Source organism: Anaerobacillus sp. ABD4_527 (genome assembly GCF_056160805.1).
The window spans coordinates 14,300-35,100 of the sequence record NZ_JBSWXZ010000010.1; the positions used below are offsets into that span (position 1 = coordinate 14,300).

Here is a 20,801-nt window from a genome sequence, read left to right on the forward strand (position 1 = left end):
CCCAGCTACCACCCTGGGAGACCAGGCTAATCATTTGAACTACCCTGCGACTTTTTCCTATAAGAAAAAAAGTTGCCTATAGTAAAAGTAACCGAATAATGTTCGGAATGCAAATGATAAGTTAGAAAATGTGTACTTATGATTGATGGTGCCATGAACTTTCGTATTTAGTTAGGCGTGTAAGAGTCATGGCCTAGCGAATTGGTTTTTACAAGTAAAAATGTCCAGTTGGCTCCTCATAAAAATAGATGACGAACATCTCGTTCGTCATCTATTTTTTATATATTAAGTTCCTCCACCAACGTCTCCAAATTCCCCTTCAACCGCTCTTTCGCCTCTTCATCCAAAATAAACTCATTCCCCTCACCACGCTGAACATGCTGGTCGATCACATACGCACCGCTAAGGAGATTCGTCGCTCCAAGAGAAGAGAGTACAGGCTTAAGCGCATAATCGATCGCAAGGAGGTGCCCGAACGATCCACCGATCATCAATGGAAGAACGGCTTTCCCTTTCAATCCTTTTTGAGGAAGAAGATCAAGGTACGTCTTCAATATCCCTGTATAAGCAGCTTTATAAACAGGCGTCAAAATAATAACGGCATCCGCTTTTTCTACTTTTTCGTTCGCTTCTAAAATCGCAGTGCTGCTAAAGTTAGCGGTGATTAAATCTGTAGCGGGTAAGTCGATGACATTGATTGATTCATAGGAAATCGACTGCTCCTTTAAATAACTTTCTGCATAGTCCTTGATTCCTTTTAGTCTCGATTGAAGGGAGTTTCCTCCGTAAATAAGTACAACATTGCTCATTGTTTTCACTCTCCTAAACTAGTGTCATCACATTTTTCTAACACATACTTAGTCAGCAAACACGCTGTTTGCAAGACTATACACAATCGCATCGTCTGTCGGCGGGTTATGAAGTCCTGCGCGTACATTTCGGAAATGGCGCTGTAATGGGTTGCTGGCAGACAGGCTTCTAGCACCGACCACGCGCATCGCTAAATCTACGACTCGGTTCGCACTATTTGTTACGATATGCTTCACGGCTGCTAAGTCCGCTCCCATATGCGGGCGCTCTTCAGGGTTTTCACTCCATCTCTTTGCGACAGCATAAAGAACTTCTCGAGCGTTGAATAGCTCTAACTGCATCTCGCCGATCTTTCTCCTTACTTCTGGCACGTCTTTTATCGGTCCAGGAAGTGTGGAAGGGGAGAAGGAGGAGGCGAATTCGACCGTGTAATCCATGGCTGAAGAGGCGATGCCAAGGTAAACGGCTGGAATCTGCAGGTACCATCCTTTCGGAGATGCTTTGTGGTTCTCCTCAATTACCAATAGATCTTCAGGTTTAACGTGGACGTTATGTAGCACGAGATCATCACTCTTTGTCCCTTTCATGGAGATACTGTCCCACGTTTCCTCAACTTGTACGCCTTCAAGCTTATGATCGATCAGGACAAACCCTTTCTTACCGGTTTGATCAACGTCAGCTGTGACGATGGAGTAATCAAGCGCCACGGCCATCGACGTAAAGGATTTTCGTCCATTGATGATCCAGCCCTCCGGCGTTTTTGTAGCAGTCGTTTGAGGAATCCCGCCGCGTGAAGGACTGCCGGTCGCTTTTTCAGTTTGCGCAAGGTTGAGTAGTGCTTTTTCGTTTACGATCAAGTGGCACACTTTTTCGAAAACCGCTTCATCCCAGGCTCGCGATTCAGCGATTTCTAAGATAACGCCAAGCTGCCAGCCGAGGGACAGTGCCGTCGGACCATCACCTGATGCGAGCTGTTCTTGAACTTTCAAGAACTCGTACAAGTTAAGACCAGAGCCTCCATATTCTTTTGGTACAGTGAGTGATAAAAAGTTCCTTGCCTTTAAATCTTCGAAGTTCTCGTAAGGAAACCTTTCTTCTTCATCATATTTTGCAGATCTACTTTTAAAAAGTTCAACGAGTTCAGTGAGTTCTTCCTTCAAATCAGGCTGCTTTTCAGTTGCAAATGGCATCGGTATCCTCCTTTTTCTCTATACAAAAAAAGTCTACTTTCAGCTGAAAGTAGACTTAGGCTCATCAAAATTCGAACCATACAAGCTTCATCTTTCAGACAAAAAGTCTGCTGGAATGAGCACCTTGCTTAAGATAAGCGGTTGCTGCAGGATCGTTGGACCAGATTCCTCCCCTGACTCTAGATAAATGTATGCGGTAGTGCGTTAAAGAATAGAATACGGACAAATAAACGCAATGTCAACAAGTAATTAGAAAAGAAATAATTTTTTGATTTTTTGTTGACAGGGAATCGATCGGTGCTGTATATTCATCGTTAAATTCAATAAAACAAACTTTCTTATCAAGAGAGGTGGAGGGACTGGCCCTTTGAAGCCTCGGCAACAGACTCGGTTGAGTACTGTGCCAATTCCAGCAAGCGATGCTTGAAGGATAAGAAAAGACAGTTGCTTTTTCACGGCCTCTTCTTTTCTTATGAAGAGGCCTTTTTATGTTTTAAAAAAGAGTGGAGGTTCAAAGAGATGAGTAAACAAATCATTTTGAATGCGTTCGACATGAACAGTTCGATGCACAATTCACATGGGCTATGGAAGCATCCAGAAAGTCAGCGTCATCAGAGATACAAAGACTTAGACTACTGGATCGACCTTGCTAAGACATTAGAGAAAGGGAAGTTCGATGCGGTCTTCTTTGCAGATGTTCTTGGTGTTTATGATGTGTACCAAAAGAGTAAGGATCCTTCAATCCGTGATGGATTGCAAGTGCCGATCAATGATCCCGCACTTCTTGTCCCTGCGATGGCGAGTGTGACCGAGCACCTTTCCTTCGCTGTTACGGTCAGCACGACGTACGAAGCACCTTTTGGAAATGCGCGCAGATTTTCGACGCTTGATCATCTAACAAAAGGGCGAGTTGCCTGGAACGTCGTTACCTCTTATTTACCGAATGCGGCACGCAACTTCGGACTTGAGAAGATGATTCGTCATGATGAGCGTTATGATATCGCTCATGAGTATATGGACGTGTCCTACAAATTGTGGGAAAGGAGCTGGGAGGATGGTGCTGTGGTTGAAGATCGAGAAGCTGATACGCTTGTTGAGCCCGACAAAGTTCATGAAATCAATCATGAAGGTCACTATTTCAGTGTTGAAGGACCGCATCTTAGTGAACCGTCTCCGCAGCGAACGCCTGTGATCTATCAAGCTGGGACATCAGAGAAAGGGCGAGAATTCGCATCAAAGCATGCGGAGTGCGTGTTTGTCGGAGGACCGACTCCTGAGAGAATCCACTACTATGCCGATGATATTCGTGAGCGTGCCGTCAAGCATGGAAGAAATCCAGATCACGTGAAAATTTTCTCGTTTTTAAGTGTGATCGTAGGTGAAACGACTGAGGAAGCAGAGGCGAAGTTTGAGGCGTACAACAAGCTATGGAGTGCTGATGCAGCAAAGGCTCAATACGGTGCGAGCGGCTATGATGTTGCAGAGTTTGAAGAGATGGACCTTGATGAGCCGTTTGAATATAAGAAATCAACAGAAGGCGGTCAGTATAAAGCGGCAACGTTGACGAAGGATGCGCCGAAAAAGCTGACGGTAAGAGAGGTGTTGAATCGCTTTGAATCGATCGACCGCAACAGCGTGATCGTTGGTAACCCTTCTGATGTAGCAGATGCGATTCAATTTCAATTCGAAGCTTCAGGAGTAGATGGATTTAATTTGAACCACCTCGTAACGCCTGGAGACTTGGAAGCTTTCGTAGAATTAGTCGTACCAGAACTACAAAAGCGTGGTCTTTATAAAAAGGATTATCAAGAAGGTACGCTGCGTGAAAAGCTCTTCAACAAAGACGCAAGACTGCCAGACGACCATCCAGGAAAAAACTACGCTTTTCGTAAGGAAGTCGTGCGATGATCGAACTAAGAGAGATTACGAAAGAGTATGGAAAGAAGGACAAGATCGTTGCTGTCGATAACGTTTCTCTTCGTGTAGAAAAGGGAGAAATCTACGGAATCGTTGGGTATAGCGGAGCGGGTAAAAGTACGCTTCTACGTTTTATAAATGCTTTGGAAAGACCGACGACAGGATCAGTACACGTTGACGGAATCGACTTGCTATCGCTATCGAATAAAGAGCTTCGAAAAGCAAGGCAATCGATCGGAATGATTTTTCAAGGATTCTATTTGGTTGCTTCAAAAACAGTCTATGAGAACGTCGCATTTGCACTTCTGGCTGCTGGAGTTAGTAAAAAGCAGATCGGTGAAAAGGTCGATCATTTATTGAGCGTAGTTGACCTTGCTGATCAGAAGGAGAAATACCCGTCACAGTTGAGCGGTGGTCAGAAGCAAAGAGTGAGTATCGCGCGGGCTTTAGCAAATGATCCGAAGGTGTTGCTGTGTGATGAGGCGACGTCCGCTCTAGATCCTAACACGACAAAATCCATTCTTTCATTGCTGAAAGACATCAATCAAAAACTTGGGATTACGATCGTCATCATCACGCATGAAATGGAAGTGGTGAAGGAGATCTGTCATCGCTGTGCGGTCATGCGTGAGGGAAGAGTCGTGGAGTCGGGCACGACGTTCGATATTTTTTCGGATCCAAAAGATGCATTAACAAAAACGTTCATTCAGAACGTACTAGAGTTCCATCTTCCTGATTCGTTGATCGAACATGTACAAGGGAAGCTAGTGAAGCTCATGTTTCTCCGCGATCTAGCAACGGATTCGGTCGTTTCCGATATGCTGCAGAGGTTTAATGTGAAAGGCAACATTTTGCATGGAAAAGTCGAATACATCCAGGAAACGCCGCTCGGTGTGTTCATCATGGATGTGAGTGGAGAGGATGCTGAAGTGTCTCGAGCGATCGCTTACTTAGAGAAGCGAGTAAACAACGTGGAGGTGATCAACGATGGACCACATTATCGAGCTCTTGCCTGAACTGAACGTCGCGTTTTTTGAGACGTTGATCATGGTTGGAATCGCTTTGTTGTTTGCTGTTTTCATTGGTCTCCCGTTAGGGGTCATCCTCTTTATCACAGATCGAGGGTTGTTTTTAGAAAATAAATGGGTGAAACAAGCGGTCGGCATCATCATCAACTTGATTCGTTCCGTCCCCTTCATCATCTTGCTCGTATTCTTGCTTCCGGTAACGAGTCTTCTGTTGGGAACGACGATTGGACCTATGGCAGCTTCTGTTTCCCTTTCCGTTGCAGCGATTCCGTTTTATGCAAGAATCGTAGAATCGGCTGCTCGTGAGATCGACAAAGGTGTGATTGAGGCAGCCGTAGCAGCGGGTGCTTCACCGTGGATGATCATTAAACACATCGTCTTGCCAGAGGCGAAGCCTGGATTGATCACAGGGCTCACGATTACGGCGATTAGTTTGATCGGCTACTCGGCGATGGCTGGAACGATCGGCGGTGGAGGAATCGGGGATCTTGCGATTCGCTACGGATACTACCGTTATGATGATACGGTCATGTTCACGACCGTCATTCTATTGATCGTCATCGTTCAGCTCGTACAGTACTTTGGTGATTTTATTGCGAAAACAGTAGATAAGAAATAATGGATGGAGGCTTTTATATGAAGAAAAATACGATCGTGATGATCGTTCTCTTACTAGTAGTCGGTGTATTATCGGCATGTGGGGACAAGAGTAGTGAAGCGAGCAAGTTAGAAAAGAAAGAATTGATACTCGGAGGAACGATTCCGTATAGCGATATGCTAGAAAAGGGTGTTAAACCTTATCTTGAGGAAAAAGGGTACTCGGTTACGATCAAGGAATTTAATGATTATGTTCAGCCAAACCTAGCCTTAAAAAGCGGGTCGATCGATGCCAACTTGTATCAGCATGAGGTATATATGAAGGCATTTGCGAAAGAGAACAATATGGACTTAAGCGGTGTGATTCGGGTGCCTACTGCTCCGATCGGAATCTACTCGAACAAGTATGATTCGCTAGACGAGATTGAGAAGGGGAGTACGGTAGCAATCGCTAATGATCCAACGAACCTTGCACGTGGTCTAACAGTTCTACGTGATAATGGCGTCATCGAATTTGATGACGATGTTGATCCTCTAAAAGCTTCAGTAAAAGACATCACGAAGAACTCGAAAGACCTTGTCTTTAAGCCTGTTGAAGCAGCGCAGCTTCCAAGAACGCTCGATTCAGTCGATGTATCGGCAGTGAACGGTAACTTTGCGATCGCGGCAGGTATGGACCTAAACGATGCGATCGTGAAAGATAAGCTTCCTGAGAATATCATCAACCAGGTTGTTGTGAACACGGCAGATAAAGATGCGCAGTATGTGAAGGATATTGAAGAAGCAGTAAGATCTAATGAATTTCGAAAAGTCATAGAAGAAGAGTTCCAGGGCTTTCATCAGCCTGAGTGGTTTAAACAAAAATAACAGTCTGCGAAAGGCTTCGGTTTTGAACCGAAGCCTTTTCTCGTTCCCGACACCATGCTTTGTTTTTGTAATTGTGTGAAAACATAGTAACTTACTAACGTGTTGTTTCCTATTTTTGTTACAATAAGGATATGAGTACTTAGACATTATGTTTAATAGGTAAAGATACCTATATCGAATACAACTACCTTGTAAAAGGTTAATGGAGGAATCGTTCATGAGCTCAGAGTACCAGTACGATACGTACCAACCATCTGTGAAAAAAGTCATAGAAAACATTGAAAATGTCATGGTAGGAAAAAGGGAGGTTACGGAACTTAGTCTTGTTGCACTACTAGCAGGTAGCCATGTCCTTCTCGAAGATGTTCCAGGTGTAGGAAAGACGATGATGGTGCGAGCACTCGCAAAGTCAGTGGGCGCAGGTTTTAATCGTATTCAGTTCACCCCGGATCTACTGCCATCTGACCTAACAGGAGTCTCCGTCTTTAATCAAAGAGAAATGATGTTCGAATTTCGAAAAGGACCACTTCTAGGAAACATTATTCTAGCCGATGAAATCAACCGTACCTCTCCTAAGACACAGTCTGCGCTGTTAGAAGGAATGGAAGAAGGGAGTGTAACGGTCGATGGAGAAACGCACATTCTTCCAAAGCCATTCTTCGTTATGGCAACACAAAATCCAATCGAGTATGAAGGCACGTATCCACTACCTGAAGCTCAGCTCGATCGTTTCTTATTAAAATTGAAGATGGGCTATCCAACGCCTGAAGAAGAGCTCGAGGTGTTGAACAGAACGGAGCACGGTCATCCGATCGATAAGATCGAATCAGCTCTTGAGATCGCGGAGTTGATCGACATGCAGAAGAAAGTGAGAGAAGTGTTCGTCGAGCAATCTGTTAAGCAGTACATCATCGACATCGTGAGTCGTACGAGGCATAATACATCGATCTATTTAGGAGCGAGTCCTCGAGGGTCCCTATCATTGATGAAAGCAGCGCAGGCGTATGCATTCATGCGGAATCGGGATTATGTGGTTCCAGACGATATCAAATACTTAGCACCTTACGTTTTGTCACACCGTGTGCTGTTAAAATCAGAAGCAGCGTTTGAAGGGCAGGAGTCTGAGCAAATTATACGAGAGATCGTTCAACGAGTAAAAGTACCTCTCATCCGAGAAGAGAAAGTGAAATGAGAGAGAAGCTTTCACAAAATCGGGTATTGAAATTCTTCTTTTTACTTCTCCTCCTACTGATCACCTTTTCATATGCGATGTTCCAGGGCGGGTTTGTTAGCTGGTTTCTCTTTTATGCGTTTGTCCCTTTCGTCATTTATTCTCTCGCACTGCTTTTCTATCCACTGGATGGAATCAAGATGACGAGAGAGATTAATAAGATGGAATTGGTAGATGGACAGGAGCTGAAAGTGACGATTCACGTCACGCGCGCCAATCGTTTTCCTCTCTTTTATTTGATCGTAGAGGATCTCTTACCTGAGCGTTTATTCCCGCTTGCTTCAGAACAGTCGTCTCGGTATCAAAGAGGTTCATTAGCACTTCTTTTCCCTATGTTTAAAAAAGAGTTGACGTATTCTTATCACATCAATCCGATCCCAAGAGGTGAATATCACTTTCACTCGTTGCGGTGTAAGGCGGGCGATATGTTCGGTTTTGTTCAACATGAAAAGAAGTTGAAAGTCGAGCAATCTGTATATGTTCTTCCAAGCTATCAATCTATTACATGGACGCCTTATCGCCAGCAGCTTTCTGGGACGAGGCCATCTCCTAGAAAAGCAGACTTTGATTATTCAACAGCGGTAAGCGTACGAGATTATGTGCCAGGTGACAAGTTGTCATGGATCGATTGGAAGTCAACTGCGAAAAGCACGAAGTTATTGACAAAACAGTTCGAACAACAGGTGAGTCGTGACTTCATGCTGTTTCTAGATCGCGAGGAAAAACACTACGGACGTGATTATTCGCCCCTTTTTGAGAAGGCGGTTCGACTTGCTGCTTCAATCACGCATGCTGCGTTAAAGCAGAATGCGATGATTGGCGTCGTTTCCTCAGGAAGAGATCACACCGTCTTGAGCGTAAATGGTGGCAAGGCCCAGCGTAGAAGAATCTTTCACCATCTTGCTAGAGTAAGTCCGAACGGAACGTCTTCCTTCGATACCGTTATTAAAAGAGAAGCGCACCATTTCCCGTCAGGAACGGGTGTGTTTATCGTGAGTCCTTCTCTTGATGCCGTCTTTCTTTCTACGTTAAAAGAGCTTGTATCAAGAAAAGTACAGGTGGAATTCTTTTATGTGACAGAAAATATCAAACTCGCTGAGCAAGCAGAACTGAACAAGCTCATTCAATTCGGAGTAAAAGTTCATGCGGTATCAGGCGAGGTTTTCAATGAGGAACTAAAGGTAGGTGGGAAACGTGCAACAAACTGATCAGAAATTAGACTGGATTTATTCCCTTCTCCTTTACGGTCTAGGTTTCCTCTTATTCTGGGAGTGGCTGAGGCCTCTTTCTGTCATTTCAGATACCGGGGAAACGGAAGTATTTATCCTATTCACAGCCTTTTTGTTTTTGATGTCCTATTTTCAAATACCATTTTGGCTATCGTTTCCGATTAAGGGAGTCGCGATGATCTATGCGCTTCATTCGCTTTTCTTCCCTGGAAGCTTTTTTGAGATGATGTGGTTTGACTACTTACTCTCAGACCTTGGCAAAAATATCGGTTTAATGTTCGATGCAAGTTGGGGTGAATTATCCAACCTGTTCAGGACACTGTTGTTTTTTATTTTGTTATGGCTGATCAGCTACCTCATGCAGTACTGGCTGATTCAAACGAGGAGGATTTTCCTCTTCCTCGTTGTTACCATTGTTTATATATCTGTGATCGATACGTTCACGGCTTATAATGCTGATGTTGCGATCATTCGCATCTTGATCATTGGTTTTGTATTATTAGGCTTGCTCCAGATTCTACGAATTCAAGAGCAAGAGGGCGTGACGTTTTCTAAAGGCAAATTTCCAGTGTTCTGGCTTATGCCTCTTGTCGTGATCATTGCGTTTTCTTCTATGTTTGGTTATCTCGCACCGAAGGCTGAACCACAGTGGCCAGACCCAGTACCGTTCATTAAGAAGACAACGTCTTATGAAGAGGGTAGCGATGCGAAAGGAAATGGCATTAGTAAGATTGGCTACGATGAAGATGATTCGAGACTTGGCGGTCCGTTTATTGAAGATGATACGCCGGTTTTCACTGCAAAAACAGAGGAAAGAGGCTACTATCGAGTAGAGACGAAAGACGTGTATACGGGGAAAGGTTGGGACGTTTCTCTCCCTGATCGAAGAATTTTTGAAGGGCGAACTGACCTTTTGTACGAAGAAAGCGTTGAAGTTGAAGCTTTAGATGCAAGACTATCGATGAGTGGGGAAGAGGAGTATGACTTCATCATTCACCCTGGACAAGTAACTGATATCGACGTACCAGATGATGTGCAGCTATTAACGAACGTCGTTTCAGGAAAAGTGTTCACTCAAAAACTGGCAGAGCCTTTCGTGCTCGATGACTACGCAATGTCCTATGAAAGTCCGACCTTTTCAGAGAAGTTGCTTAGAGAAGCACCTGAAGAGTATCCAGAATCGGTTCAAAATCAGTATCTTCAGTTACCTGAATCACTGCCAGAGCGTGTTTCGGAACTTGCTGAACAGATCGTAGCAGAAGAAGATAATCCGTACGATAAAGCGAGAGCGATTGAGAATTACTTTGTTGGTAATGGGTTTGTTTATGAAACGAGAGACGTATCAATTCCTGATCAAGACGAAGACTATGTTGATCAATTTCTTTTTGAAAGTAAACAAGGATACTGTGATAATTTCTCAAGTTCAATGGCAGTCCTGTTGAGAAGTCTTGATATCCCTGCACGCTGGGTAAAAGGTTTCACTGAAGGCGAGTACGTGAACACAGATGGCGATTACGGCGAGTATCAGGTCACAAATAATAACGCGCACTCTTGGGTAGAAGCGTACTTTCCAGGTGTAGGCTGGGTACCGTTCGAACCGACCCGTGGTTTTACAAGCTTAGCTGACTTTGTTTCTGATTATGATGCTGAAGGCGGTGCTGAAGCAGAAGCTCTTGAACCGACTACACCAGAAGAAGAGGAAACTCAGAACCAAACAGAGCAAAATGAACAGCAATCATCTTCAGAAGGTTTCTCATTATCATGGAACTGGACGATCTGGCATACGATCGGCTTAGTCATGGTGCTTGCAGCGTTCATAGTCTATGCGTTTAAAAATTACAAGAAATGGATCAAACGCTTTTTCCTTCGTAAATACAATAAGCGTCATGATAACAAAGCGCTCTCTGAAGCGTACTTTAGACTTCTGTGGTTATTGGAACTTCATGGAATTAAGCGCGGAGAAGGTCAGACGTTACGCGAGTATGCGGTGAAAGTCGACCATCAACTCGGCACGCAAGACATGAAGGTTTTAACGAGACGTTATGAGGAAAGTCATTATCGCGGGAAGCCTTCAGAATCTAGTTGGAACGAAATGAAGGAATTATGGGAAAATTTAATTAAAAAGATGCAATCTTGACCGCTTGATAGACGGTTGATAGAATGAATCCATAGTTTTAGCGAGAATAAGAGTCACCTTCGTATATCCCTGGGAATATGGCCCAGAAGTCTCTACCGGATCACCGTAAATGATCTGACTATGAAGGCAGATATTCCTAGTTAAAGCCAGGATTCTGCCTTTGTACCATGGCAGAGTTCTGGCTTTTTTTATAGTACAGGGCAATTTTTTTATTAGAGTAGTTAAAGCTAGACGAGACAAAACTACTGAAGACTAAATAGAAGTGAGGGAATTAGATGTTAGAAGAACAGGAATCCATTATTGTCCTCGACTTTGGAGGACAGTACAATCAGCTAATCGCAAGACGTATTCGTGACCTCGGTGTATTCAGTGAATTACATCCAAACACCATTACTGCTGAAGAGGTAAAGAAGATCAATCCAAAAGGGATCATTTTCTCCGGCGGGCCAAACAGTGTGTATGGTGAAGGAGCACCTCGCTGTGATGAAGAAATTTTTGAGCTTGGCATTCCGGTTCTTGGCATTTGTTATGGTATGCAGCTTATGACGCACCATTTTGGTGGAAGTGTAGAAGCAGCGAAACACCGTGAATACGGGAAAGCGATGCTCGACATCACGCACCAATCGCCGTTATATGATGGCCTTCCAGAAAAGCAATCCGTATGGATGAGTCATGGTGATCTTGTAAAAGCACCGCCAGAAGGATTCGATGTCGCAGCAACAAACCCATCATGTCCTGTCGCTGCAATGAGCGATTCTTCTCGTCACCTTTATGGCGTACAGTTCCACCCAGAAGTTCGTCACACGGAGCACGGGAACGAACTATTGAAGAACTTTGTTTACAAAGTGTGTGAATGTGAAGGAAACTGGTCGATGGAAAACTTCATCGATGAACAAATCGAGACGATCCGCGAATCTGTTGGCGACAAAAAAGTTCTTTGCGCACTAAGCGGTGGTGTAGATTCTTCAGTCGTTGCGGCCCTCGTTCATAAAGCGATCGGTGATCAGCTAACGTGTATGTTCGTCGATCATGGTCTTCTTCGTAAAAACGAAGCGGACAGTGTGATGAAGACGTTCGGTGAAGGGTTCGAAATGAATCTGATCAAGATCGATGCTTCTGACCGCTTCTTATCTAAGCTTAAGGGCGTAACAGATCCAGAGAAGAAGCGTAAGATCATCGGGAACGAATTTATTTACGTGTTTGAAGAAGAATCTGAGAAGCTTGAGAATATGTCTTTCCTTGCACAAGGTACGCTATACACGGATATCGTTGAAAGTGGAACAGCAACGGCACAGACGATTAAATCCCACCATAACGTAGGTGGTCTTCCAGAAGATATGAAGCTCGACTTGATCGAACCGTTAAACATGCTATTTAAGGATGAGGTTCGTAAAGTGGGTACAGAGCTTGGCCTACCGGACGAAATCGTGTGGAGACAGCCGTTCCCAGGACCAGGTCTTGGTATCCGCGTGATTGGTGAAGTAACGGAAGAAAAGCTGAAGGTTGTCCGTGAATCTGATGCGATTCTTCGTGAAGAAATCAAAAAAGCAGGTCTTGATCGAGAAATCTGGCAGTACTTCACGGCGCTTCCTGACTTCCGTAGTGTCGGCGTCATGGGTGATGCGAGAACATATGACTACACGGTTGGCGTACGTGCTGTAACATCGATCGATGGCATGACATCCGATTGGGCGCGCATTCCGTTCGAGGTTCTTGAAATCATTTCAACTCGTATTGTGAATGAAGTCGACCACGTAAACCGCGTAGTGTATGATATTACGTCCAAGCCGCCTGCTACAATCGAGTGGGAGTAAACACGAACGAAACGTAAGTATAGACTAAAAATGTTCGTATTTACTGTTGACGCGTAAAGTTGTAATTGATATACTGCAAAAGTAAATAAAAGAACGACAATCCATCGTATAACATCGGGAATAAGGCCCGAAAGTCTCTACCAGGTTACCGTAAATAACCTGACTACGAAGGAAACAGTGAGAGAAGTGAACCGTTTGGCTCTTGAAGCATAACGGTTTGCGATCTTTCTTTTCCTATTAGTCCGCTCCGGGTAGAGAACCCGGAGCTTTTTTTATTTTTACGACGGATGTTGAAATAAGGGGGAAGTAAGATGGAGCGATTTTTTCGCTTTCAAGAGCACAACACAACGTACAAAAAGGAATCGATTGCCGGATTAACAACCTTTCTTTCCATGGCATACATTCTGTTTGTTAACCCATCTATCCTAGCGGATGCTGGAATGAATCAAGGAGCCGTTTTCGCAGCGACGGCGTTAGCCGCTGCACTCGGTACGCTAATCATGGGTCTACTCGCTGGCTATCCGATTGCATTAGCACCTGGAATGGGATTGAACGCATTCTTCACCTATTCCGTTGTAACAGTAATGGGAGTGCCTTGGGAAACGGCACTTGCAGGTGTTTTAGTTTCAGGACTTATCTTTATCATCATTACGATTTTTAAAATTCGAGAAATGATTATCAACGCCATCCCGATGGAATTAAAATACGCAGCAGCGAGCGGGATCGGACTATTTATCGCGTTTATCGGACTGAAGAGTGCTGGAATCGTTGAGAATAACGATTCAACGCTCGTTCAGTTAGGAAATCTGTTATCTGGTTCAACGCTACTAGCGGTATTCGGCCTTATCATCACGGTCATCCTCATGGTTCGGAACGTAAACGGCGGTATCTTTTACGGAATGGTGATTACAGCGATCGTAGGAATGATCTTTAATCAGGTACCAGTTCCGGACAGCATCGTCGGAAGTATTCCGAGTCTCGAGCCAACGTTTGGTGTAGCACTTGGTCATCTTGGTGACTTGGTATCGATCGACATGCTAGTTGTTGTTCTTACATTCTTGTTTGTCGATTTCTTCGATACAGCTGGAACATTGATCGCAGTTGCGACGCAAGCAGGAATCATGAAAGACAATAAGCTTCCTCGTGCAGGAAAAGCGTTGTTCGCTGATTCATCTGCAACGGTACTTGGTGCTGTACTAGGAACATCTACGACAACAGCATACATCGAGTCTTCATCAGGTGTAGCAGCAGGTGGACGAACTGGTTTCACTTCGGTCGTAACAGCTGGACTGTTTCTTCTCGCACTGTTCTTCTCGCCCTTATTAGCTGTCGTAACACCCGCCGTTACAGCTCCTGTTCTAATTATCGTAGGAGTTCTAATGGTCAGTGTTCTTGGTAAAATCGAGTGGAATCGTTTTGAAATCGCTGTGCCAGCATTCTTAACGATCATCGCAATGCCGCTGACGTACAGTATCGCAACTGGAATTGCACTTGGATTCGTTATGTATCCAATCACCATGCTAGTAAAAGGTGAAGGAAAGAACATCCATCCGATCATGTATGTGTTGTTCTTCGTATTCGTTGCGTATTTTGCATTTTTAGCATAGATTACGAGTTTAATAGAAAACAGACAGCAAAACGCTGTCTGTTTTTTTTGTGTTTTATTTCCAATATTTAGGGTTAAATTCTCTTTTCTATTGGGTATAAAGTTATAAAAACATAGGGTCCTTCAGCATACTAACGGTGACTATTTTCGTCTTTTTTTGGTAAATCCATTTTATAGGCGAATCGCACACAAAATTTTACACTTTTATGCGAATATAGCAATGTGAAAAAAATTAGGAGTAGGGAGATTATATGAAAATCGTACTTGATGAATCACTAGGGCTTCAATCACTCCAAAGCGAGAACATACGTATAAAACCGATCAATATAAAGGGTGCTGATGGTTTAGAAAACTTTCTCGAAAAGTATGATGCAAAATTCCTACGATCAAAGAAGGTTCCGATTGCCAATTGGCAGCTAGAAGAAGAGATTGCCTACTTCATCGATCGATTCCCATCAGGTAGTCGGATCATTTATTTTTATGATCCTCATGTACAACCGGCTGATGAACTTAGTAAGTTATCAAACTGGCTCATGAATGAAAGGTCTGTGATCATGATTCCAGCTCCCGATAACCGAGCACTGCTCTACATGCTCGTTGAAAAGGTGCAAGCTTTAACCAATCCAACGAAACAGGAAGTCCTGCGTTGGGTTGAGTGGCAGGTTCGATCTGTATCGGGAACGGTCATCTCTCAAAAGCCAGCAGTTTTCTCGAATGGAAGGATGCTTCGTACATATCGAGCACCGAAGAAAGACATCTACAAACGAGCTGTTTGGAAAAACGAAGCACTAACTGTAGAAGAATCTGGGAGTCTATCAGGATTATTAAAAGCCGCCACTACTTCGGCTGACTCAGAGTATTGGGTTGTGAAAAAAGGAGTGTCTGACTCACTGAGAGCAGACCATGAGATCGAGATCGCAAAGCCCCATCTTCCAGTTAACATTCCATTTATTCATATCGCTCGTATTCCTATAACGAATCGTTGGGGTGAATCAAATGATTGATGCAAAAAGAAAAGCACTTATCTTTCTTACACTTGCTTTTATACTTGCCGTCGTCGCGGCTGGCTTTATTTTAAACCAAATTCGAATGGCTCAAGAGTCGCTCGGTGAAACGGTGAAAGTCGCAGCGGCAGGATCTGATATCCGTTCCTATACCTCTCTTGAAGAAAGTGATATTGAGTGGGTCGAGATGCCGAGAAGCAGTCAGGTATCCTCATTCATACAGGATGAGAAGGACCTAGAAGAAGCCATTGCGGTCGTAAACTTAAACGATGGCGATATCCTTACAAAAAACGTCGTGAGGAAGAAGTTGGATATCCCTGCTGAGAATCGGGTCGTGTGGTTGAATCCAACGTCTAATGTCGTGATCGACCAAGCGATCACAGAAGGTGATCTTGTTGATGTGTATTCCGTTATGGAAACAAAAAGCGGTGTAACAACTGAGCGCTTGCTTGAAACGGTTCCAGTCGTTCAACAAGAAGAGCTTCAGACGGATAACGATGATGAATCGTTTGGTCCTGCAATCAGAGTATCGCTGGACCTAGAACAGGCTGAAAAGCTGATACATGCTCAAAATGCTGCCAAACAGATCCGTATTCTTCGTGTGAATCAAATTGCAGCTGAAGCTGAACAAGCGAAGAAGGAAGCTGAAGCAAAGAAAGCAGCGGCTGAGAAGAAGAAGGAAGAAGAAGCGAAAGCAAAAGAAGCTGCTGAAAAGAAAAAAGAAGCTGAGAAAAAAGCAGCTGAGGATGATGCTGATGAGGAGTAAAGCGGGGTGGATGAGATGAGTTCGTCGTATAAGTCATTAATTTTATCTAAGAAAGAAGATGTTATTGAATCGGTGAAAAGAGAGCTTTTAGAAAGCGGAGTCGATGTTGTGACTCAGGAAGAATGGAAACCTTCTTTCTCTGAAACCTTTCAATTTTACTTTGTAGATAGTGATGAGCTTGAGGCTCTACAAGCCATTACGGTTCCTACTTCAAGTTTTGTAATCGGAATTACAGAAGATCGTTCGTTTGATGAAGGTAGACGGTGGGTGAAGGCCGGTGCCTATGACGTAATGGTCTTCCCTGATGAGATCGATCGTTTGAGTCAACTAATTGTCGATATTCAGCAAAGCCTTGAATTAACGGAGCAATCATTTAATCGCGATTCTGGGAACGGCATCGTTCATGCCTTTTATAGTGCTAAGGGTGGCAGTGGCACGACGTTACTATCAATCTTAACTGCTCAGTCACTTCGCATTCACCATGATAAGCGCGTTATTCTCATCGATTTAAACGCGCAGTTCGGCGGAGTTGAACCAGCACTTGGTCTTGAATTTTCAAGGTCGTATTATGATTTACAGCCTGTCCTTCAAGAGCTTTCGTTACACCACATCGAGAACGTATTGATCAGAGATGAACGGACGGGTATCGATGTGTTAACAGGGCCTGCAAATCCAGCTAAGGCAGAAGAGATTAACGAAGAGTTGATCACGAAGGTGATTCGAACGTGCCGAGCTCACTATGATCATGTGATTCTAGATGTTCCTTCAGCGATCAGCTCGATCAGTTTTACAGGATTATCAGAATCGACGGCGATCCATTATGTTTTGACTCCGGATAGCCTTGGGCTTAGAGCATTAAAAAATGCGATGGATTTATTCGAGCGTTTCCAATTGAGTGGACGCAACCATCCTGTGTCATTGCTTTTAAATCGAACGCATCCAAAAGGTGAGCTAGCGGAAAAAGATATCGCGAGGCTTCTTTCAAAAGAAGTGACTGCTTCGGTTCGTTCAGATTACTTCGGCTTACAACCAGTTCTGAATATGGGAGAGCCATTTTATAAAAAGAAAAATGATCGTGGGCAGTCGAAAGCAACGAAGGATATGAAGCTCTTTGTTGACAAAGTGCTGATGTAGAGGAGGTGAGTGTATGTCTTGGTTACAACGAGCATCGAATCAAAGTACGCCTCGGTCGAAAGAGTGGGAAGTGACGAACAGCCCTGAAGAAAAATGGGTGAGGCACTACAAAAATCGTTTGATCAAGGAAGCGAATCTTGAAAGTATTACGACCCTTCCCCCAACTGAACGAAAACAAACGATCGAGCGACTCGTAAAGCAAATGATCGATGAAGAGAAAGTAATCATTCCTAGTCAGGAAATGGAGAGGATCATTCAACAGATCATCAACGAATCCGTAGGGTATGGACCTCTCGAAGCATTGCTTCAGGATGATGGCATAACCGAGATCATGGTGAACGGTGCGAACGAAGTGTACATCGAACGCGGCGGAAAAATGCAGGAGACAGATATTCAGTTTAAGGATGATCAGCATATCCGCCATATCATCGACCGCATTATCGCCCCGCTCGGAAGACGGATCGATGAAAGTTCACCGATGGTAGATGCGAGACTTCCAGATGGAAGCCGTGTGAACGCGGTCATCCCGCCCATTTCACTTGATGGTCCATCGATTTCGATTCGTAAATTTAACAAAACGCCGTTCACTCTTGAAGACCTTCAGAGTTTTGGGACGTTTACGGATGAAATGGGGCGGTTTCTTCAAGCGGCGGTACAGGCAAAGACAAACATCCTCGTATCAGGAGGAACAGGGAGCGGGAAGACGACGTTACTCAACGTTCTCTCTGATTCAATTCCGCTCGGGGAAAGAGTCGTAACGATCGAGGATATGGCAGAACTTCGCTTTTCATATGAAAACCTTGTTCGGCTAGAGGCGAGGCCTCCTAACATGGAAGGCAAGGGTGAAGTCACGATCCGCCAGCTTGTAAAGAATGCTCTGCGCATGCGTCCTGATCGCATTATCGTTGGGGAGGTTCGTGGTTCTGAAGCGATCGATATGCTTCAGGCTATGAATACCGGACACGAAGGATCTCTCACAACCGTCCACGCGAACTCACCTAAAGATGCACTTGGTCGTTTGGAGGCGATGGTTGTCATGTCTGGTCTACCGATAACTGTTGAGATCATTCGTGGTTATTTCGTTGGTGCTCTCGACTTGATCGTGCAAACGTCAAGACAGCCCGATGGTGGACGTAAGGTTGTGAGTATCGCAGAAATTACTGAAGGTGATGGAGAGATCGAAATACATGACATCTTCCGGTACGTACGCGAAGGCGTTACGGCAGATGGCAAGGTGAAAGGGCACTTTGAAGCGACTGGATATAAACCTAAACTAGTCGATCGTTTTAGAGCATATGGTGTTGAACTATCCGATTCGTTGTTCCTTGAGGGGGCGATCGTATGACAATCGCTCTCCTCCTAGCGCTTACCGCTGCGTTTCTTTCATTCTTCCTATTTATCTATTACGTGATGGAAAGCCGCCGAGCGAAGCAGTCAGTAAAGAAGATCGATGAATGGTTTGAAACAGGTGAACAGAACAGAAAGAGTTTCGTAATTCTAATCGGTGATAAATATGATGAATCGGAATTGTCACGAGACTTACAAAAGAAGCTTGTTCAAGCGAACATCCGCTTAAAGCCGTCGGAGTATATGGGGATCTATTTACTTACTCTTGCCGTGATATGGTTCGTGGGGTTTTTCTTACTAGGTTTACTTCCGCTTATCGCGCTGTTGATCGCCTACTTCTCGGTATGGATCGGGTCGAGACTCTTATTAAACGCGAGGCAAGATAAATTGAACGAAAGCTTCAACAAACAGCTTCCTGAAATATGCAGGATGATGTCAAATTCGATTAAAGCTGGTCAAACGATTCCTCAAGGGATCGAAATGGTAGGTTCAGAGGTTTCAGAACCAGCAGGTCCGCAGTTTAGAATAATGGATCAGCAAATAAAGCTTGGAGACGATGTTGAAGAAGTGATGGGACGTTTTCGTGAGAGGTATTCAAGTAAAGAGATCTCAATCTTCGTTAGTACGATCTTGATTCAACGACGCGTTGGGGGGAACCTCGCTGAAGTGCTAGATTTAATGGCTGGAACGATCGAAGAAAGAGGACGCGTACAAAAAGAAATCCAAACCGCAACAGCGGAGTCGCGTTCGATCGCGTACATCCTTGTGATTATGCCTTTCATGATGGCGATCATGATGAACTTGTTCATCGAAGGCTTTCTAAACGTTCTATTTACCACATGGGGGCTGCTTCTTTTCGCGATATTTTCACTCATTATGTTCGCGGCTTTCATTCTGATCAAACGGATTTCAAGGATAAGGGTGTAACTTATGAGTTCATTACTAAGTGTATATGCCGGCTTCTTATTTACTGCCATTCTATTCATTTTACTCATCGGATTTATTTATATCTATTTGTATATCAGCAAGAAACATAAGCTAGTTGATCAACTAAAGGTAGAGGAATCTGTTCGACAGAGGCGAGTGAGTTTCAGACGAAAAATGAGTGATCGCCTCATAAAAGCAGCTGAATATGCAGGACCTACAGGTGTTAAATACGCGTTCTTCTCAGATCGAGAGAAGGATGAAAACCAGCTGATCCAGGCAGGGAACCCGATGGGGCTCCGGCTAGAGAGCTTTTATGGTCTCAGGTTTTTCCTCGGACTGTGCGGGATTGTCGCTGGAATGCTTTACCTTCTTCTAGGACTGCCGCTTGCTTTTGCGATGTTTCTACTTCTGCCGCTCGGGGGCTATTTAGGGCCGAATCTATGGCTATTATTAAAAGCTCGTGAGCGACAAGAAACGATCAGCATGATGATGCCGGACTTTCTCGATACCGTTAGCGTTACGCTTCAGGCAGGTGTTGGGTTAGATGGCGCGCTCCATCAAGTGACAAGGCAGTTCGATGGACCGCTGAGCGAAGAGATCGAACGATTTAATCGAGAAATTGATCTCGGCGTTCCGAGGAAAACTGCTTATGAAAATCTAATCAATCGAAATTCATCTAGAGAGCTAGAGATGCTTGTGAACTCTCTTATCCAGGGATCTACTCTAGGTGTCCCTGTTTCTAAAACATTTGCCATTCAAGCGGATGACCTTCGCGCGACAAGAAGCTTTAAAGCGAAGGAAAAAGCAGCGAAGGCAAGTCCTCAAATTACGTTAGTCACAACATTTTTCGTATTGCCGGGTGTGTTCATCTTGATCATTGGATTGCTTGCTCTGAATGTGATTTACAACCCTGGCGCATTTGGTCTTGATACCTTCTTCAATTAGAAGGTTCAAATAAAAACTAATTACCTAAAAGGAGAGATTATGATGTTAAACAAACTAGTAATAAAGTCTAAGGAAACGATGAATCAGTACGTAAATAATGAAGAAGGTGCACAGGCTCTTGAGTGGGTAGCACTAGGACTAGTCGTGTTAGCAGTAATGGCAGCTGTTGCTACTGCAGTAGATGGTAATGGAGACGGAATTGCATCTGCTATCGTTGATCGTATCGCTCAAATGATTAGTGACATTTAATTC

General features: G+C 44.1%; 18 protein-coding genes and 4 riboswitches. Of the genes, 16 read left to right on the forward strand and 2 right to left on the reverse strand.

Annotated elements, in window-relative coordinates:
• Positions 1 to 278: 278 nt before the first annotated feature.
• On the reverse strand, positions 279 to 809 hold the full coding sequence (ssuE, locus tag ACXAHI_RS20660) for an NADPH-dependent FMN reductase (RefSeq protein WP_474850941.1): 531 nt from the start codon (positions 807 to 809) through the stop codon (positions 279 to 281).
• A gap of 48 nt (positions 810 to 857) precedes the next feature.
• A complete protein-coding gene (locus tag ACXAHI_RS20665) occupies positions 858 to 2,000 on the reverse strand; it encodes an acyl-CoA dehydrogenase family protein (protein WP_474850943.1) in 1,143 nt (380 codons plus the stop codon).
• Between the two features lie 84 nt (positions 2,001 to 2,084).
• A riboswitch (SAM riboswitch) is annotated at positions 2,085 to 2,190 on the reverse strand.
• 145 nt (positions 2,191 to 2,335) lie between these two features.
• Positions 2,336 to 2,437, forward strand: a riboswitch (SAM riboswitch).
• A gap of 82 nt (positions 2,438 to 2,519) precedes the next feature.
• On the opposite strand from ACXAHI_RS20665, the gene ACXAHI_RS20670 reads away from it, so the two are divergent.
• The 16 genes from ACXAHI_RS20670 (at position 2,520) to ACXAHI_RS20745 (ending at position 20,798) form a co-directional block, all read left to right on the forward strand.
• On the forward strand, positions 2,520 to 3,908 hold the full coding sequence (locus tag ACXAHI_RS20670) for an LLM class flavin-dependent oxidoreductase (RefSeq protein WP_474850946.1): 1,389 nt from the start codon (positions 2,520 to 2,522) through the stop codon (positions 3,906 to 3,908).
• Entirely contained in the window at positions 3,905 to 4,933 is a 1,029-nt protein-coding gene (locus ACXAHI_RS20675) for a methionine ABC transporter ATP-binding protein (protein WP_474850948.1), read from the forward strand. Before ACXAHI_RS20670 ends, ACXAHI_RS20675 begins: the two co-directional genes overlap by 4 nt.
• Positions 4,905 to 5,564 (forward strand): methionine ABC transporter permease, encoded by a 660-nt coding sequence (locus ACXAHI_RS20680; RefSeq protein ID WP_474850950.1) that lies wholly within the window; start codon positions 4,905 to 4,907, stop codon positions 5,562 to 5,564. The genes ACXAHI_RS20675 and ACXAHI_RS20680 overlap by 29 nt, the downstream gene beginning before the upstream one ends.
• A gap of 17 nt (positions 5,565 to 5,581) precedes the next feature.
• Complete coding sequence (locus ACXAHI_RS20685; RefSeq protein WP_474850952.1) at positions 5,582 to 6,409, forward strand: MetQ/NlpA family ABC transporter substrate-binding protein; 828 nt, start codon at positions 5,582 to 5,584, stop codon at positions 6,407 to 6,409.
• A 217-nt stretch (positions 6,410 to 6,626) separates the two neighbouring features.
• The gene (locus ACXAHI_RS20690; protein WP_474850954.1) at positions 6,627 to 7,601 is read left to right on the forward strand and encodes an AAA family ATPase; all 975 of its coding nucleotides are present in this window, start codon (positions 6,627 to 6,629) and stop codon (positions 7,599 to 7,601) included.
• Positions 7,598 to 8,848: a DUF58 domain-containing protein gene (locus ACXAHI_RS20695; RefSeq protein WP_474850956.1), complete on the forward strand. Its 1,251-nt coding sequence runs from the start codon at positions 7,598 to 7,600 to the stop codon at positions 8,846 to 8,848. Before ACXAHI_RS20690 ends, ACXAHI_RS20695 begins: the two co-directional genes overlap by 4 nt.
• Positions 8,835 to 11,006 (forward strand): DUF4129 domain-containing transglutaminase family protein, encoded by a 2,172-nt coding sequence (locus ACXAHI_RS20700; protein WP_474850958.1) that lies wholly within the window; start codon positions 8,835 to 8,837, stop codon positions 11,004 to 11,006. Before ACXAHI_RS20695 ends, ACXAHI_RS20700 begins: the two co-directional genes overlap by 14 nt.
• Positions 11,007 to 11,045: 39 nt before the next feature.
• Positions 11,046 to 11,147: riboswitch (purine riboswitch) on the forward strand.
• A gap of 134 nt (positions 11,148 to 11,281) precedes the next feature.
• Entirely contained in the window at positions 11,282 to 12,820 is a 1,539-nt protein-coding gene (guaA, locus tag ACXAHI_RS20705) for a glutamine-hydrolyzing GMP synthase (RefSeq protein ID WP_270182990.1), read from the forward strand.
• A gap of 84 nt (positions 12,821 to 12,904) precedes the next feature.
• Positions 12,905 to 13,006: riboswitch (purine riboswitch) on the forward strand.
• Between the two features lie 125 nt (positions 13,007 to 13,131).
• Positions 13,132 to 14,427 (forward strand): NCS2 family permease, encoded by a 1,296-nt coding sequence (locus ACXAHI_RS20710; protein WP_474850960.1) that lies wholly within the window; start codon positions 13,132 to 13,134, stop codon positions 14,425 to 14,427.
• A gap of 250 nt (positions 14,428 to 14,677) precedes the next feature.
• Positions 14,678 to 15,430: a hypothetical protein gene (locus tag ACXAHI_RS20715; protein ID WP_474850962.1), complete on the forward strand. Its 753-nt coding sequence runs from the start codon at positions 14,678 to 14,680 to the stop codon at positions 15,428 to 15,430.
• Positions 15,423 to 16,196: a CpaB family protein gene (locus tag ACXAHI_RS20720; protein ID WP_474814506.1), complete on the forward strand. Its 774-nt coding sequence runs from the start codon at positions 15,423 to 15,425 to the stop codon at positions 16,194 to 16,196. Before ACXAHI_RS20715 ends, ACXAHI_RS20720 begins: the two co-directional genes overlap by 8 nt.
• A 15-nt stretch (positions 16,197 to 16,211) precedes the next feature.
• Positions 16,212 to 17,330 carry a CpaE/TadZ family protein gene (locus ACXAHI_RS20725; protein WP_474850978.1) on the forward strand — a complete coding sequence of 373 codons (1,119 nt, stop codon included), beginning with the start codon at positions 16,212 to 16,214 and terminating at the stop codon, positions 17,328 to 17,330.
• 13 nt (positions 17,331 to 17,343) lie between these two features.
• Positions 17,344 to 18,675 (forward strand): CpaF family protein, encoded by a 1,332-nt coding sequence (locus tag ACXAHI_RS20730; RefSeq protein ID WP_474833110.1) that lies wholly within the window; start codon positions 17,344 to 17,346, stop codon positions 18,673 to 18,675.
• Entirely contained in the window at positions 18,672 to 19,604 is a 933-nt protein-coding gene (locus ACXAHI_RS20735) for a type II secretion system F family protein (RefSeq protein ID WP_474850964.1), read from the forward strand. The genes ACXAHI_RS20730 and ACXAHI_RS20735 overlap by 4 nt, the downstream gene beginning before the upstream one ends.
• 3 nt (positions 19,605 to 19,607) lie before the next feature.
• Positions 19,608 to 20,549, forward strand: coding sequence for a type II secretion system F family protein (locus ACXAHI_RS20740; protein ID WP_270182996.1), 942 nt, complete (start codon positions 19,608 to 19,610; stop codon positions 20,547 to 20,549).
• Positions 20,550 to 20,591: 42 nt separating this feature from the next.
• The gene (locus ACXAHI_RS20745) at positions 20,592 to 20,798 is read left to right on the forward strand and encodes a hypothetical protein (RefSeq protein ID WP_474814499.1); all 207 of its coding nucleotides are present in this window, start codon (positions 20,592 to 20,594) and stop codon (positions 20,796 to 20,798) included.
• The last annotated feature ends 3 nt before the right edge of the window (positions 20,799 to 20,801 follow it).